The organism is Microbacterium sp. B24 (assembly GCF_000333415.1).
Lineage (GTDB): Bacteria > Actinomycetota > Actinomycetes > Actinomycetales > Microbacteriaceae > Microbacterium.
This window is the reverse complement of record NZ_BADB01000386.1, coordinates 1-14,613: the sequence shown is the minus strand read 5'-3', so window position 1 is coordinate 14,613 and position 14,613 is coordinate 1. Positions and strand designations below refer to the sequence as shown.

Sequence of the window (14,613 nt, the reverse complement as noted above, 5' to 3'; positions counted from 1 at the left end):
GCTGGAGCCGATACTCATCGTTCCAGCGACCTTGTGCTCAGTTGAGCGCAACCGTTCATATTCAAGCCCGAGATGAGATCTCGGAAGGAAGGTCCTAAAAAATGTCTCTCAAGAAGCGCTGGCTTGTCGTTCCCATTCTTGCAACGGGAGCGCTCTCTCTTCTAGGAGGTGCTCAGATGGCAAGCGCCGCCACTCATTACACGACGGATCTCGAGGTCCAGACCGTGACAGTTCCGAACCTCAACGCCGGAGAGACCGGCGAAGGTGACATCGTCTTCTATAACATGGCGGGAGATTCAATCGACTCGTCGGAAGGGTGGACGATCGTCGTCAAGGCTCCCCAATACACCAAGTTCACCAGCAACGCGGTTACGGTAGGGCCTCTCGGGGGACAGCTCGTAGTCGATAATGCATGCAGTATCGATGCGGCCGGTACAACCCTCACCTGTGACCCCTCATCGCTTTCTGGGTCGCCAATTGCACCCGGAAACAGCGGCAAGATCACGTTCTCCCTGACGGCCGACTCGGATGCTGTTCCCGGAACCTATTCGGGTTCCGTCTCAGTGCTGCCCGACAACCAGTCGACGGCCGACTCGAATCTCAGCAACAACTCTCGCGACTACAACGTCGCTCTGGGAACGCCTGCGATGACCCCCACCGCAGCCGTGGCTCTCTTGGGAGCGAGTGTCCTCGTGCCCGCGATCGCTGTTCTTCGTCGTCGCAAGTCGACGGATCATCAGACGCGCGCGTAGTCCGGAGCCTCATAGAGGACTCCTCGGATGGCAATCTCTGTCAACCGAGGAGTCCTCGCTTCTAGCGCCCCTGAGGAGACCGGAGCCAGACCGATCAAAGGTTTCGCGGGTCTCTAGGATTCCCCCGAGGAGGCGCGACTCGGCATCGAGCCGTTGCCGCCCGTGGCCGGTGCCGATGGGTGCGGTGGCAGTATTCCGAACTGAAGAGAGCGGCTTACAGCATCATGTCGCGACTGGACGCCGAGCTTTCGGTAGAGGCTTCGGGTGTGGCTGCGGAGCGTATTCTCCGATACGAACAACCTGCGAGCAATCTGCTCGAATGTGTCCCCTGACGCAAGCTCGGCGACTATCTGCCGTTCGCGGCGGGTTAGCGTGCGACCCTTCATATCGCCGCGGAGTGCCAAGGCCTGCAGATCTCTCGCGGACTGCACGAGGGAAGAGGACTCCTCGTCCACCAACTCGGCGAGAGCGACAAGGTCGGAATGAGGAATAGCCAGTAACGGGAACACGGTCGAGCCGGACTGGGCAGATGAGAAGGCTGTGTTCGCGACCTTGGCCGCGCTGTTATGGTTTGCTGCGCGGTAGAGCGCCGCTGCCAACAGAAACAGACCTGTCAGGTGGGAGGCTGATTGGGAGGGTGATAGATGAAGAGCTGCCTCCACGGCGGTCTGGGTCGACTCGAAGTCGTGTCGTAAGAGCGCGTACTGTGCAGAGGTCAGGTGGCCCCACGCTGAATGGTTGGAGCGAGAAGCCCGCGAACTGTGCTCTACTGGCTGAACCTCACCGGTAATCAGCGATATCCGTGCACGCAAGTACTCCACAAGCTCTCGAGCCTCGTCGGCGGATGCAATCTCAGCTAGAACAGCCGCTTTCTGTAGTTGATGCCGTGTGCGGTCGGCATCGCCTTGGAAGAAATGGACGAGAGCCTTCGCGATTCGGCGAAGGAGCTGATATGGGGTTGGGCCGACATCGTCTTTGAGTGTCTCCAAAGCACTCTCGGCCGACGCTGGACGCCCGGCCCACGCATCTGTGAGCGCTGCTGCCAGTCTGAACTCGGCGTCTGCTTGGGATCCTATGTAGAACTCGCGGGCGTCAATACTTCGCGCTGCCTTCGCTTCTGTCCGTGCTTGTGCTGTGTTGCCGATCGCGGCCTGGCTCAGTGTGCGGAGGGCGGCGAGGTAGAGCGCACGGAAGAGCGGCATACCGGGCTCGATGTCGAGGAGCGTTGCTTGGTGCGAAGCCACCGTAAACCTGCCGAGGCTGAGGAGGGCGGATATCTCTTGGATTTGTAGAGCGCTGAGAGTTTCGACATTCGTTGCCTGAGATCGGGCCTTGCTGAGTGCCGGAAGTAAGTTGAGCTCGCCCGTGAGATCGCCTTGGGCGCGGAGCTCGGCTGCTAGCCCGGCCAGTTCCAGGGGGTCAGGTACCGGGCGCTGCGGGTTGGTGCGCCATTCCAGGCGGTCCTTCTGAGGCAGCCGTTCCTCGATTGATCCCCGCAAAGAGATGAGGGTCGGCATTCGAAGTAGGGCGGCAGGCGGGACGTCTGTGGCGAGCTGGAGCCAATCGTTGAGAGCTAGTCGGCCGAAAGCCCGGTTAGTCGCGCGTAGTACCCGGTCGGTGGCGTTCGAAGTGGCTGACAGACGGATGGCTTCGGCGAGCTTATTCTGTTGCAGGAGCACTTCGGACATGAGGCCCGCGGCTTCCCGGAGGTCCTTCTCGTCGATCGATGCCACTAGTGCCGATCGCAGAAGCGGGTTTAGTCTCCACCGGGACTCTCCGTTATGCAGCTCGCGAGTGGCCACCCCATCCCTGACCAGCTTCTCGAGTTCTTTCTTGGCCAGCTCGGGGTTCGTCTCCGACGCCTCCAGGAGGCTTTCATCCACGAAGGAGGGAATCGATATCGGTGTCCATAGCTGAGTTGGGAGCGCTTCATCCAGGGCCGCCGGACCCAGCTCGCGTACCCACTCGATCCCCGGTCGAAGCATCGCCTCGACGTTCTCGTCGTCGATCCAGCTATCAGCTCGAGCGAAGCTGCTCAGAGCAACTTTGAGTCCCTCTGCCCATCCGCCCGTGACCCGAGCGATAGATTCCATGGCTGAGGGCGTGATCCGAAGCCCAAATGTTTCAGCTAGAGCAGCGATCTCTTCTTCAGAGAAGAGGAGGGTCTGTGCATCGACAACCTCCAAGTCAAGCTTGGATATGGTCGCCGGTCGTTGGTACGGGGCGGAATCTCGTGTTATGACACAGATCTGTGAGCCCATTACCGTGCGGAGCCGCTGAGCAAGTTCGATGACCCGGTCCGCGGCCGTCCCATATCTGTCTTCCACCACAAGTAGCGCGATCGGGTCCTTCCTGGTGCTGAGCGCATCCAGGTGACCTAGTTCCTCTACAGTGCACCACATTGTCTGCGTGGCTATGCCGTCTTGATCGACTAGCTCTGCTACAGCGGTTCGCGTTCCGGAACCTCTGAAGGCGCGCACGACTGCCACGCCGCAGGTCAGGGCCTCGCGTATGCGGGCTGTGACGCGCGGCCGTGCGATGTATCGACTTGGAGGAAAGGGGACAGCGTGTTGGACGGAGCCGGCTCCTGCCCCAAGAAACGTCTGTAGACTCGGCTCCTGGATGCCATTGCCGGAGCTTAGTGTCTCGGCGTAGCGAGCCCGGGGGTCGTCGTCGACGCTCCCATGCATTCAAGTCACCCTTTCGTATCCCATTGTGCTGAAGTGATCGACCACGCGAACTCTGAAGAGCGTTTCCCCCTGCTGTCCGACCATCTGTCGCACAACGCTAAAGCTCGTGCCAGCTGTTCCATTAGCAGTTGCCCACTCCGGACTGGATGCATCCCCCCGGTCTCCACTTCGAGGCGGATAGGCCCTAACCTCATGATCGGGTACTTATCATGTCCACTGTGTAAACGTGAGTCTGTGCCCGTCGTGATCGAGGATGACGAGATCTCGTAGGGTTCCTCCCTGTGAGGTCGCGCTAGGAGATCTGGCCGTGGCTTTGCGGGTCGAACTCGGGCTCGTAAGTACCCTCCCCGAGTAGTGCTTGAATAGCGGACACGCTTCGCCTTGCCGCCCGTCCATCCCCGAAAGGGCTCGCAGCTCTGGCCATCGATTCGTAGGCTCCCTGGTCTGTGATCAGCAGCTCGCACTCAAAGACAATGGTTGCGACGTCGGTTCCGACCAGCTTCGAGGTACCAGCCAGGATCGCCTCAGGGCGTTCAGAGCTCTCACGAAGCACTAGTACGGGTTTTCCAAACGTGGGGGCTTCTTCCTGTAACCCGCCGGAATCGGTCATCACGATATGCGCAGCCCGCAGCACCTGAGCCATCTCGAGGTATGAGAAAGGTTGCGTGATCAGTACGTTGGGTATGCCGCGAAGCTCTGAGATGAAGTACTCGGCGACGGACGGGTTCGGATGGGTGGGGATCACGAACTTGATGTGGGGGAAGCGCTTCGCCAGGATGCGGATTGCCGTACCGATCTCGCGCATGGGACGACCGAAGGACTCTCTCCGATGGACCGTCGCGAGGATGAAGGGTCTGAAACTCCGAAGCAGGTCCTCAAGGCGAGGATCCGTCATCTCTACGCGTTGCTCGGATGCCCACTCCAGCGCATCAATGACTGTGTTTCCCGTAACCACAACGGCCTCCGGGGTGATGCCCTCATTTACCAGATTGGAGCGGGAAAGGTGTGTCGGGGCGAGGTGAAGGCTCGCGATCGCGCTGATGACTCGCCGGTTACCCTCTTCAGGAAACGGCGAGTAGAGATTAAAGGTACGAAGACCGGCTTCGACGTGAACTACGGGAATGTGCTGGTAGTAGGCACCCAAAGCCGCAGCGGTGGCGCTGGATGTATCGCCCTGGACGAGCACGGCATCCGGCCGTTCGTCTAGAAGGACGGGGGCCAGCTTTCTCAACGTCTCGCTCGATATCTCGGCAAGCGTTTGACTGGGCTTCATGATGTCTAGGTCGTGGTCCGGAACTATTCCGAATATTTCGTTGACCTCAGCGCACATCTCTCGATGCTGACCGGTAGTAACGATGGACAGCTCCAGACCTCGGCGAGAGGCCTCTGTGATTACGGGAGCCAGTTTGATCGCTTCTGGACGGGTCCCGTAGATCGGCATCAGCTTCACAGGGGGCACTCCGATACCGAGACCGCGACGGGTGTGTACCGGGGCAGCTCGAATGCTGCTTTGGAAACGAATGCGCTGAGGCAATGCCAGCCGACGAGATGGTCCTTGGCGAGGCTCCTGAGCAATTCCGTCTCGGTGAGATGCGCCCAGCGTGCTCTGATCTGACGAAGCAATGCGGCGATGAAGGAGATGGCTAGATCCTCGTCCGCCGCCCAGACTTCAGTTACGTACGAACGGAGAGGCAGAGTGATCTCGAGACCTAGGTCGTGGGGGCGCAATATTGCGCGTTCACTCGCCAGCTCGGCGACAGTATTGAGAAGCGAGTGGTCCAGCGTCGACCATGTGGTTTGGGTAGGCACCTGATCCGTTACGAACGCCCAAAGTGCCTCCCAAGCTTGTTTAGCGGTCATGTCTTTGAGAGGCGCGTAGACGGCTGAGAGTGACGAGACGCCAGATTTTCGAGCGGAGGGAGGATGCGGAGGGGAGGATGCGGGAGCGTTCCCATCTCCGGGATCGCGGGGTCAATCGGGTAACACCCCGGCTCACACCTTCGGTGAAAAAAACCGCATCCTTATGATCCTTCAGATTCGCTGTAGGCGGGGTATGTTCTGTAGTCGCCGGTGCGAGGCGCACATCCCCTCGGCGACTGCAAGAGCTGGAGTCCGATATGAACGTCGAACGTGCGCGCACGCAATACCCGCAGTTGGATGACGAGCAGCTGATCGCTTGCGTGCGGGCGGGGGACTCTTCGGCGGTAGCGGAGCTCTTCCTGCGTCACGGCGGAGCCGCACAGCGCGTGGCCTTCAGCGTACTTCGCTCCGCCGCAGACGCCGAGGATGTGGCGGTTGATTCGTTCCACAGCGTCGTGACCGCGATCGAGAACGGAAACGGTCCGGCAGTTCACTTTCGCGCCTACCTGTTTACTGCTGTTCGCAACCGTTCTCGCGCTGTTCTTCAGGAGCGCGCGAGGGTTCAACCCACGGATGACAACCAGATACTTGACTCGATCGTCCCGGACGCCACAGAGAGTATCAACGATGAGATGCGCGCTGCGTTCGGTGATCTTCCTTCCCGCTGGCAGGACGCCCTCTGGTTCTCTGTGATCCAAGGGGAACCTCGAGCGGTGACTGCTGAACGGATGGGGCTGTCGCCAAACAGTTTCACGGTTCTGCTACGCCGAGCAAAACACGGGCTGCGGGCTTCCTATCTATCTCGACTCGCCAGCAGCACCGAGGAGCCTGCTAGGTGCGCCGAAGCCTCAGCGCGCAGTGCAGTTTGAGAAAAGGTACGGTTCTTACTGAGTGGAGCGGTTGCGACGGAGGAACCTCGGAGGGGTAGTCGACGGGCTTGGATGAGGACATCACAGAGCCGGGTCTCCATTTGCGGAGAGCCGGCGTCAGCGCAGGCCTGATTCTTGTGTGCGCTGCCGCGGTCTGGGGTAGCCCGCAGATCCGAGCAATTGAGGCCAGCGCCGCCTCGGCGATGATTAGCGCGTCCTTTGCTGCAGTCAGTGCCGTCCTCCCGGCCCTGGCTTTGCGGTTTGGTCTCTCCGGGAGTCTGCCGTTCACGGTCACCATCGCCGAGTCTTCCTCCGTCGTGTTCTTGATCGTCCCCTTCGTTCTGGCGGGGGCGGTGCTGGTCCTTTCCACGCGGTTCTCGATCTTGAGGGTGCTGAAGGCACTGGCGGTCGCAATAGCAATCCTCGTCGAGACGAGCATGCTGGAGACTGTCTTCCTTAACTCGGGCATGCGCTGGTGGGGGTGGAGTGAGCAGCCGCTGTTGCAAGGGTTGCTTCCTACTGCATTTCTGTCTATTGGGATTGCTGCTGCGAGTGCCGCTAGCTGGCTGATCGCAGTGGATCCGGCTTCACGGAGGGCCGAGTTGTGAGTGTCGGTTGACTCGTCGCCCGTTTGCGCGGCTTCGTCGCTCCCTCCTCAGCCGCATTCAGAACAGAGGGGTTGCGTGCTCGTGGACGAGCGTGTCGCGAGTGCTCCTCCCTGCACGGTCGCGGGGCTGCTAACAGCACCTTCGTGGGGTCATCGGGAACGTCGGGGGCGGGTCCCGCGTTGGACTCTCTATTCCGGTTGCAGTGATCTCCTCGGCCGACGCGGAGCCCCCGGGCGTGTAAGTGCAACGTAGAAGATGGCTGTGGAGACCCCGATCGCGATGAAACTCAGGGCGGATCCAACTACCGTGTGAGACCATCCGTAGCCGTCCATGCCCCACCAAGCGAGGGCGGCAGCAATGAATGCAATACGCAAAGCGTTGATGGCTAAGATCACGCCGATACTGATCGATAGAGTAGCCATGATCCGCTTCACTGTGAAGCGATCCGAAAGCACCAGTAAAGCGCTCGCTGCGATGAAAGGCGCGGTAAGAAACACTGCGCTGCATTCCGGGGTTACAACGAGGACATAGGGATAGTCCGCGACGTATCGGATATATGCCTGTCCTGATGGTGCCGATGCGGGCACCATGAAGACCGAGTCGAGCACGCGAGCCGCAATACTTGCTTCGAAGGCGAGCACATTGGTGAGCAGTGCTACCCCGGCCACGATCGAGCAAACAAGGCCGATGGCGACTACCCATCGCGAGATGCTTGAGATGGGTCGGTATGAAAACCTTGTTGTAGTCAGACTCTGAGTCACGGACTACCTCCTTGCTGCTCAGCGGCCATGATTTGCGGCGCTGTTCCGGGAACCGGAACAGCGCCGCAAATATGAGGACGGCTCCTACTGCGTAGCGATGCGCTTCCGGCGGAACACGCCGATAGCGGCAGCCGCTGCCCCCAGTACGAGGGCGCCGATTGCAAGAGAGATCGGTTCGACCGGGATCGCGGGACTGCCCGGGTCTGCCTTCATCTGATAGCTCAGCGGCTGAGTCGCTGCGGTAAGCCGCGGCAGGCCGCCTGCTCCGATCTCGGGGCTTGCCGTCATGTTGAAACCGGAAGGGTTAGAGACGGTGGTTGCCCAGGGGGCCGTGTTGTCGATCGCGACCGGGATCTTCAGCTGAACAGTTCCAGGGTAGGAGTTCGTGAGTTGCGGGACGGTGAGCGTGATATTGCTGCAGGTGAGTTGAGTGTTGCCGTTACTCGAAGCACACGTCCACGACTCATCCGCGCCGACCGGCTGGTATCCATTGGTGGTGTCCCACTGCAGTGGGGTCCCGCTCACTGTGGACTGGGTGAACGTGGAATGAGGCGGAGCGTTCAGCGTGAACGTTGTCGTCCCGGTCTCAAGCTCATACTGCGGGTTCTGTATGTTCACCCCGACGTATCCAGTCTCCCCCTGACCGTATGTGCCGAAGATGAGCCCGCCTGTGGTGACTGTGTCTGCCAGTGCCGGCGTTGCCGCCAGCACACTGACCAACACGGCTCCGCCCGCGAGGATCACCCCTCCGAGGGTCTTTTTCATATCAGACGTGTCCTTTCAAGTTTGAGACTCCTTGTGAAGGAGAGGTCTTAAACTTGGCGGTGGTGATGCGAGTCGTAAACGAAGTTGGTGGCTCGTCTTGCGCTCACCGGAGATGTTGCGTTGGCGGGGACCCGCTCCCGGGCGTACTCAGCCTCCTGTCGGGTCCCGATAGCCAGTCAGCCGGCCAGCATGGTCACTGCTACGGTCCCGTCACCTCGATGGCGGTTCGTGCAGACCTCAGATCACGCCGGGGCAGTCTTGCTCCTTGTTTCGACGAGGGAGGAGCAAGGCAATGCCACCCACCGCTGCCCTCAGCACGGCGATTGCCGCGAACGTCGAGAATGCAGGTGTGACGGCGGATCTCCCTCGGTGAGGATGTGCTGAGCGGAACTTTCTCACCTTGAGCGAGCAGCACCGGGGTCCCAGTAGCTGAGTCCCTAACGACGTCGTTTGGAGGACTGCTGTCTCCGGCTGTTGAGCGCGTCACCTTTTTGGCCATTAGCCGCTCTCTGAAGTGAGAAGGCGGGTAGGCGCTCGGGCTGTTCGGCTCGGCGATTCACCGCACATTCCCCACGAGAGACATGTCTCCCCAAGGCGGGTCTCTTGCTGCGGACTCGCTCCCCAAACGGGTCCGCCGGTGGGGCCCTGCCCCCGGTCAGGGCCCCACCTCTGGGACTTCGCCGGGTTGGTTGACGGACCGACTGGCAGTCAGTCAGCACGACATCGCCGTCCCCGCGGCCACTTTGGGCCGGCCGATGCAGAGGAGCGCTGTGGCTGCAGTTTTGATCTACGCGTCAGTTATCTTGATCGGACTGTTCGCAGGGGCTTTGTTCGCACTGTTCGCGGCGGGCATCTTCCCAGCGAAGAGCGGTCTAGTCGGGAGTGCGCTCTCCGGCGTCGTCCTGTACGTGTCTATGCTTACCGGCCCCGAAGCCCCCGGGTCAGGGCCGGCGGCCGTCCTCGCCATCCTTCTCGCCGCTGTGTTCCTCTCCCCGGTAATTCGGGTGAACCATCCCGCTCTTGCAGGGCGAAAATACTGGCGGCGGCTGTGGTTTATCCTGCTCCACGACCGAGGGGCAAGCGGGGATGGCCGATAGTAGCGGCCTGCCCCTTCATCGTCACTTTCGTATCTGTATCGCCCTCTCACAAGGGGTACAGCGGGGATCTGCTCCCTGGCCTCATCATGGCCCGGACGACTCGCTCGGATGCTGTTTAGCAGCAGTCCACGTTGGACCTATAAAGTCCAACTCGAGCTTCAGTGTAAGAGGCACACATGATATCCCGACTTGTCCGCGACCTGCTCGCCCTCGGCTCCGCTATTGCGATCGTGTTAGTAGTGGCTGCCTGTACCAGAACCGGTGCCATGGTTCCGCCTACTCCGAGCCAAACCAGCACCGTGGGTACGTGGTCATATGAGGGCAGCGACGGTCCTGAAAACTGGGGCGGAATAGCAGCGGCTTGCCGCGACCTCGAAGGTTCCCGAGAGTCTCCCATTGATATCCAACTGGCGAAGCTACTGCCAGCAACGTCGGCAATGACTGTGATGGTCAACTATGGACCTACTGCTTTTGGTGCGGAGAATACCGGTCATGCGGTTGAGGCCGTCCCGGAAGACCTTACTGCGGATTCGGTTACAGCGGGCGGCACCACCTATTACCTGCAGCAATTCCACTTTCATGTCTCGAGCGAGCATACTCTCGACGGTCGCTACTCGGCCGCGGAGCTGCACTTCGTCAACAAATCCTCGGATGGGAAAGTTCTGGTTCTAGGGGTCTTCGTACAGCTGGGCGATGCGTCGTCTGCCTTGGATGAAATGCTATCCAAGCTACCGACCAGTTCAGTATCTCCGGACAATGTCACCGCTCTTACCAAGACCCTCGATCCCTCCATGCTCCTTCCGTCAGGCTCTCCCTCCGCCCAATATGAGGGATCGCTCACCACACCGCCCTGCACTGAAGGTGTGAAATGGAACGTCTACCTCAAGTCGATCACGATCTCGCCCTCGCAGCTTGCTGAGCTGACGGCACGCTACTCAGCCAATCACCGTCCCACGCAGCCGCTCCATGACCGGCTAGTGGAGTGGGTGCCCGCAGCCTGAGGCGCCCCTCCCCGTGCCGCAGCGCCGCCAATGAGCTTACGTAGAGGGTGGGGTGGATCTGGCGAGTGGCGCTCTGCTTCTTGACGTTGGATGAACGGCCTCAGTCCGTAGATCCAACCCGCCTCCGCCTAGGGGATCCCGCGTCACTTTGCTTACCCAATTGCGCTCTCCTCAGTGAGACCCACTCCATTACCTTGAAGGGCACACCATGAAGTTCCGCAGGTATCTGGCAGGTGCAGCAGTCGCGGCCGGGAGCGCCGTGCTTATCGGAGTCTTGGGAGCGTCGGGCGCGAGCGCGGCGTCTCCCAACTTCGATGCCGACATCGCATTGTTCACTTTCGCGCCCACCATTGCACCTGGTGGCAGCGGCACCATGGTCGTGATCGCGACGAATCTCGGTCCCGACACCTTGGAGTCGAACGCGATTGTTGCTCCGTTGACGTTCACTGCGCCAGCGGGCGCCACGTTCTCTCTGCCGCTGAATTTCCACAACACCGATCCGGCGAGCGGTTTTACGGCGGAGACCGCGTCCGCTGGATGCACTTTGCAGAACGGTAACACCGTGCTTACGTGCTCTGGTGTCCAGTTCTTCGGCACTGGAACCAGCCCGGCGAAGAGTGTCGTCTTCGATGTCCCTGTCACGATCGACGCGTCGGTGCCCGCCAATTCCGTGCTGAACGGATTCACGGTCAGTTTGACTCCCGGTGGGGCCAATGGCTTCACGTGGGTGGACCCCAACCCGGCAAACAACACGAACATCCCGGGATCTGTGACGGTGGGTACCCCCGCGATCTCTTGGCCGGTTGCGGGTGGCGCGTTGGCTGCCGGCCTGATGACTGCGGCGATCGCTTTCTTGATTGCTCGTCGGCGCAAGGCTTCTGCATCCCCGACCGAAGCCCTGGAGGCCACGCGGTAGTCGAGCTCGAGGGTGCGAGTGAGAGGTGGTGCCTGCACGCGCCACCTCTCATTCGCACCAGACCGAGTCCGGTCGACCTGTCACCTGTTTGGCGGCGCTACCTGCTGGTATCGACTACGGAAGAGAGCCCTCTTGGCTATTCAAGCGTCTGTCACCGCAACCTCGTCTGTGATCATGCGTTGGCTTCCGCGTTGGCTTCTTGCTTTAGTCGTGTTGGCCGTTCTGGTCTCGGCCTTCACTTTCCTTCCTCGTGTCCTTGCGGCTGAGGCTGACCTTGCTTCACGGTTGCTGACGGCAGCGTTTCGTATTCCCGCATACTCGCCGGATACGCTCCCCTACGTCGTTTACATGAATGATCCGACGTACGCGCTCCAGGTCACCACTGAGTGCAGCGCCGTCTTCCTTACAGCCCCCTTCCTCGCGGTTGCGGCGCTCATCTTGTTGTCCCGGCGGTTCAGTGCGACACGGATTATGGTCTCTTTGCTCCTGAGTGTGGGTCTGATTGTGGCTGTCAACGAGCTGCGCATCGCATTCGTTGGTGCCGCCCTGTCGTGGTGGGGAGTGGAAGGGTATGGATGGGCTCATACCGTCGTCGGATCGATCCTTAGTATCGCGGCGATAGCGGGGGCGGTCGTGCTTTCCTACTTCATTCTGCGGAAGGGCTCGCGAAGTGACGCTCGGCGAGAAGTCGTGCAGTGACAGATATAGGGCGCCACCAGGCGCTCGCGACGCTTAGTGGTGCCCTACCTCGTCTAACGCTGCGCGGGGTCGTTCCCCAGGGCGACCTTTTTCGGCGAACATAGCTCCCCGGGCAAGTTCGCCATCATGGATGGACTCCAATCAAGGAGCCGTCCAGCGGTCCCCGCCCCCGGTGGCCGTCTTCCGCGATGTTGCTGCGACGATCCAGCGCGCGGACGTCTGAGAGGGAAGCTCAACTTATGGAAGGCATGCCGAGGGTGGCACCTCGACCCAATGAGCAAGGTGGCGTTCGACCGGGGGCGCGGGATCCTGAACAGGAGTCCTTTTCCCGCGTAGTCGCACTCTGTGCCGCATGGTTTCAGAAAACCGGTCGCCTTCCAGATCGGGCATCTTCGAACGGGATTGAGCGACAGCTGGGGTCGTGGTTCCTTGGCGTTCAGCGTGCCGATGCCGAAGGAAGGCTGAGGGAGGCGGAGCGCGCAGACCTAAACAACCTCATCCAACATGCCCTTGAGTCGAGGCGAGCTTTCTTGAGAAGACTGGAAGCGTGTTCTGCCTGGGTCGCCGCAAACGGAAGACTGCCGCATCGGAATGCGCTCGACACGGCGGAGACTGATCATTTCACCTGGCTTGCGAACCGTCGCGTCGATCGATCTCTTGGTCGTCTTCCTCTGGAATGGGAGCGCGGAATGGAGCTGCTGCTCCCAGGATGGAACCGGCTTGACTCCCGCGCTAGCCGTCCGAGCTGATGTCATGAGGCCGTCTTCTGCCAAGGCCTCCGTCATAATTGCGGAGGCTCGAGTGGGGAAGGCGACTTCCGCGTGACTCGCGGCGCGGCACCGTCCCGCAATGCGGACCCTGGGGCGTCGCGGCAACCTTGAATCCATCAGCAGTGATCATGGCGCGAGAGTAGCCACGATCGCGCCCTGGCGCCCCGATAGTCCACACCCTGTTCTCGCTGATGAGCGATGAGGAGTCTTCGCACGCATAAGAATCGGCCCGCCTTCGACGAGAGTGGGCCGATCCGTCAACGACGAGGTCAGATCAAGACCAGTTCCCGCTCGAATACGCGCACCGACAGGCCCGCGCGTGCGAGGGTGACGGCGGCGGCCAGTGCGTTGGGGCCGGAGCCGACGACCTCGACGTCGAACGGCCGCGCGCTGGTCGCCATGGAGCCTCCTCCGGGTCCCTTCCCATCGTAGAGGCGGGCCGCCCGCCGTCGCCGGGCGGGCCGCCGGGCGGGCGGCCGACGGGACGATGCCCCGGCGCCCTACCCGATGAGACTCGGCTGCAGGTCGCGGAGCGTTCGGCGGTGGGTCATCCGGGTCACCCCCACCGCCGCCAGCGCCAGCGCCCCGCCGAGCCACATCAGCAGCACGCCGATGTCCGTACCTACGCGGGCGAGGTCACCGCCGTACATCAACTGGCGCATCGCGTCGACGACGTAGCCCATCGGCAGCACGTGATGCAGTGCCGCCAGCGGTGCCGGCAGCGTCTGCCAGGGGAAGGTGCCTCCCGCCGTCACGAGCTGCAGCACCATCAGCACGAGACCGACGAACTGGCCCACCGAGCCCAGCCAGACGTTCAGCGCCAGGATGATCGCCGCGTAGGTGAAGGAGGCGAGCATCAGGATGCCGAGAGTGCCGAGTGGGTTCGCGAACCGGAAGCCGAGGGCGAACGAGAGCACGCCGAACAGCGCGACCATGCCGACGCTGCCCAGGAGAGCCGGGGTGAGCCAGCCCGCGATGGTGACCCGGACCGGTGAGCGCAGCGCCGTGACGGCTCGGCGCGAGATCGGCTTGACGATGAGGAAGAGGGCGTAGATGCCGATCCAGCCGGCGAGGGCAGCGAAGAACGGCGCGAGCCCGGCACCGTAATCGCCCGCGGAGGTCTGCGCACTCGAGCTCACCGCGACCGGATCGGAGATGGTCTTGGCCTGGGCGTCGCGGGTCGCGGCATCCGTGTCGGGAATCGCCTGCACCCCCGAAGCCAGACCGTCGCGCAGCTGTGACGCGCCGCCGGAGACCTGGTCGGCGCCGGACGCGAGGGTCGCCGCGCCGGCCGCGGCCTGGTCGGCGCCGTCGCGGAGCGAGCCGGCGCCGCCGGCGACCTGCGTCGCCCCGGCGGAGACCTGCGCGGCGCCGGAGGCGACCTGCGCTGCCCCGGACGCCAGCTGATCGACCTGTGACACGGCCGCCTGAAGACGGTTGTTGCCGGTCACCGCGGCGTCGCCGATGGGATCCAGCGCGGCGAGCACCCGGTCGATCGTGGCCTGGTCGACGCCGCGGTCGGCCAGCAGCGTCGCGATGTCGGCGCGAGCTTGCGGGAGGGCGGCGACCACCTGCTGCCCCGCCGATGCCGCGCGATCGGCGTACCCGTCGAGCGTCGCCGTCCCCGCCGAGACGCGGCGGGCGCCGTCGGCGACCTGCGCGGCACCCGCGGCGACCTGGTTGGCGCCGTCGGTGAGCGTTCCCGCGCCCTGCGCCAGTGCGGCGGTGCCCTGCGCCAGTGTCGTGCTGCCTCCGGCGACCTGGGCGGCCCCGTAACGCGAGGGTCGTGGCGCCGTCGGACGCCTGCACGAGCGGGCCCGGAGTC

The 14,613-nt window shown here is 62.1% G+C and carries 12 protein-coding genes and 1 pseudogene; 6 read left to right on the top strand and 7 right to left on the bottom strand.

All coding sequences use genetic code 11. The features are described 5' to 3' along the window. Positions 1–176 precede the first annotated feature (176 nt). Complete coding sequence (locus I5I_RS16900; RefSeq protein ID WP_148285539.1) at positions 177–752, top strand: hypothetical protein; 576 nt, start codon at positions 177–179, stop codon at positions 750–752. Positions 753–865: 113 nt separating this feature from the next. On the opposite strand, the gene I5I_RS17600 is transcribed toward I5I_RS16900, so the two are convergent. The 3 genes from I5I_RS17600 to I5I_RS10815 form a co-directional block, all read right to left on the bottom strand. Further along, positions 866–3,241, bottom strand: coding sequence for a LuxR C-terminal-related transcriptional regulator (locus tag I5I_RS17600; protein ID WP_187289941.1), 2,376 nt, complete (start codon positions 3,239–3,241; stop codon positions 866–868). Positions 3,242–3,734: 493 nt separating this feature from the next. Continuing rightward, positions 3,735–4,883 carry a non-hydrolyzing UDP-N-acetylglucosamine 2-epimerase gene (wecB, locus tag I5I_RS10820; protein ID WP_036319579.1) on the bottom strand — a complete coding sequence of 383 codons (1,149 nt, stop codon included), beginning with the start codon at positions 4,881–4,883 and terminating at the stop codon, positions 3,735–3,737. A 5-nt stretch (positions 4,884–4,888) separates the two neighbouring features. Further along, positions 4,889–5,302: a hypothetical protein gene (locus tag I5I_RS10815; RefSeq protein ID WP_036319415.1), complete on the bottom strand. Its 414-nt coding sequence runs from the start codon at positions 5,300–5,302 to the stop codon at positions 4,889–4,891. Positions 5,303–5,559: 257 nt separating this feature from the next. On the opposite strand from I5I_RS10815, the gene I5I_RS16465 reads away from it, so the two are divergent. Together I5I_RS16465 and I5I_RS10810 are read left to right on the top strand one after the other, a co-directional pair. Continuing rightward, on the top strand, positions 5,560–6,171 hold the full coding sequence (locus I5I_RS16465; protein WP_083868005.1) for an RNA polymerase sigma factor: 612 nt from the start codon (positions 5,560–5,562) through the stop codon (positions 6,169–6,171). Positions 6,172–6,239: 68 nt separating this feature from the next. Then, positions 6,240–6,779, top strand: a complete 540-nt coding sequence (locus I5I_RS10810) for a hypothetical protein (protein WP_036319414.1) — start codon at positions 6,240–6,242, stop codon at positions 6,777–6,779. 188 nt (positions 6,780–6,967) lie between these two features. Here the strand turns inward: I5I_RS10810 and I5I_RS16460 are convergent, their stop codons facing one another. Together I5I_RS16460 and I5I_RS10805 are read right to left on the bottom strand one after the other, a co-directional pair. Further along, complete coding sequence (locus I5I_RS16460; RefSeq protein WP_148285538.1) at positions 6,968–7,540, bottom strand: exosortase/archaeosortase family protein; 573 nt, start codon at positions 7,538–7,540, stop codon at positions 6,968–6,970. Between the two features lie 84 nt (positions 7,541–7,624). Next, positions 7,625–8,305 carry a hypothetical protein gene (locus tag I5I_RS10805; RefSeq protein ID WP_036319412.1) on the bottom strand — a complete coding sequence of 227 codons (681 nt, stop codon included), beginning with the start codon at positions 8,303–8,305 and terminating at the stop codon, positions 7,625–7,627. A gap of 1,273 nt (positions 8,306–9,578) precedes the next feature. Between I5I_RS10805 and I5I_RS16455 the strand changes: the two genes are divergently transcribed. The 3 genes from I5I_RS16455 (at position 9,579) to I5I_RS10790 (ending at position 12,018) form a co-directional block, all read left to right on the top strand. Further along, positions 9,579–10,403 carry a carbonic anhydrase gene (locus tag I5I_RS16455; RefSeq protein WP_083868003.1) on the top strand — a complete coding sequence of 275 codons (825 nt, stop codon included), beginning with the start codon at positions 9,579–9,581 and terminating at the stop codon, positions 10,401–10,403. A gap of 208 nt (positions 10,404–10,611) precedes the next feature. Then, positions 10,612–11,319, top strand: a complete 708-nt coding sequence (locus I5I_RS10795) for a hypothetical protein (RefSeq protein ID WP_036319408.1) — start codon at positions 10,612–10,614, stop codon at positions 11,317–11,319. 174 nt (positions 11,320–11,493) lie between these two features. Beyond that, positions 11,494–12,018, top strand: a complete 525-nt coding sequence (locus I5I_RS10790) for an exosortase/archaeosortase family protein (protein WP_148285537.1) — start codon at positions 11,494–11,496, stop codon at positions 12,016–12,018. 1,057 nt (positions 12,019–13,075) lie between these two features. Here the strand turns inward: I5I_RS10790 and I5I_RS16895 are convergent. Both I5I_RS16895 and I5I_RS10785 read right to left on the bottom strand, forming a co-directional pair. Continuing rightward, a pseudogene (locus I5I_RS16895) lies at positions 13,076–13,189 on the bottom strand (NAD(P)-binding protein); the annotation flags it as partial. 99 nt (positions 13,190–13,288) lie between these two features. Next, positions 13,289–14,613, bottom strand: a 1,325-nt coding sequence (locus I5I_RS10785) for a YhgE/Pip family protein (RefSeq protein WP_036319404.1), incomplete at its 5' end; no start/stop codon positions are given.

Coding starts and splice junctions, on each gene's coding strand:
- wecB (WP_036319579.1), bottom strand. CDS start 4,883: ATGCCGATCTACGGGACCCGTCCAGAAGCGATCAAACTGGCTCCCGTA.
- I5I_RS16465 (WP_083868005.1), top strand. CDS start 5,560: ATGAACGTCGAACGTGCGCGCACGCAATACCCGCAGTTGGATGACGAG.
- I5I_RS16455 (WP_083868003.1), top strand. CDS start 9,579: ATGATATCCCGACTTGTCCGCGACCTGCTCGCCCTCGGCTCCGCTATT.
- I5I_RS10790 (WP_148285537.1), top strand. CDS start 11,494: ATGCGTTGGCTTCCGCGTTGGCTTCTTGCTTTAGTCGTGTTGGCCGTT.
- I5I_RS10795 (WP_036319408.1), top strand. CDS start 10,612: ATGAAGTTCCGCAGGTATCTGGCAGGTGCAGCAGTCGCGGCCGGGAGC.
- I5I_RS10805 (WP_036319412.1), bottom strand. CDS start 8,305: ATGAAAAAGACCCTCGGAGGGGTGATCCTCGCGGGCGGAGCCGTGTTG.
- I5I_RS16900 (WP_148285539.1), top strand. CDS start 177: ATGGCAAGCGCCGCCACTCATTACACGACGGATCTCGAGGTCCAGACC.
- I5I_RS10815 (WP_036319415.1), bottom strand. CDS start 5,302: ATGACCGCTAAACAAGCTTGGGAGGCACTTTGGGCGTTCGTAACGGAT.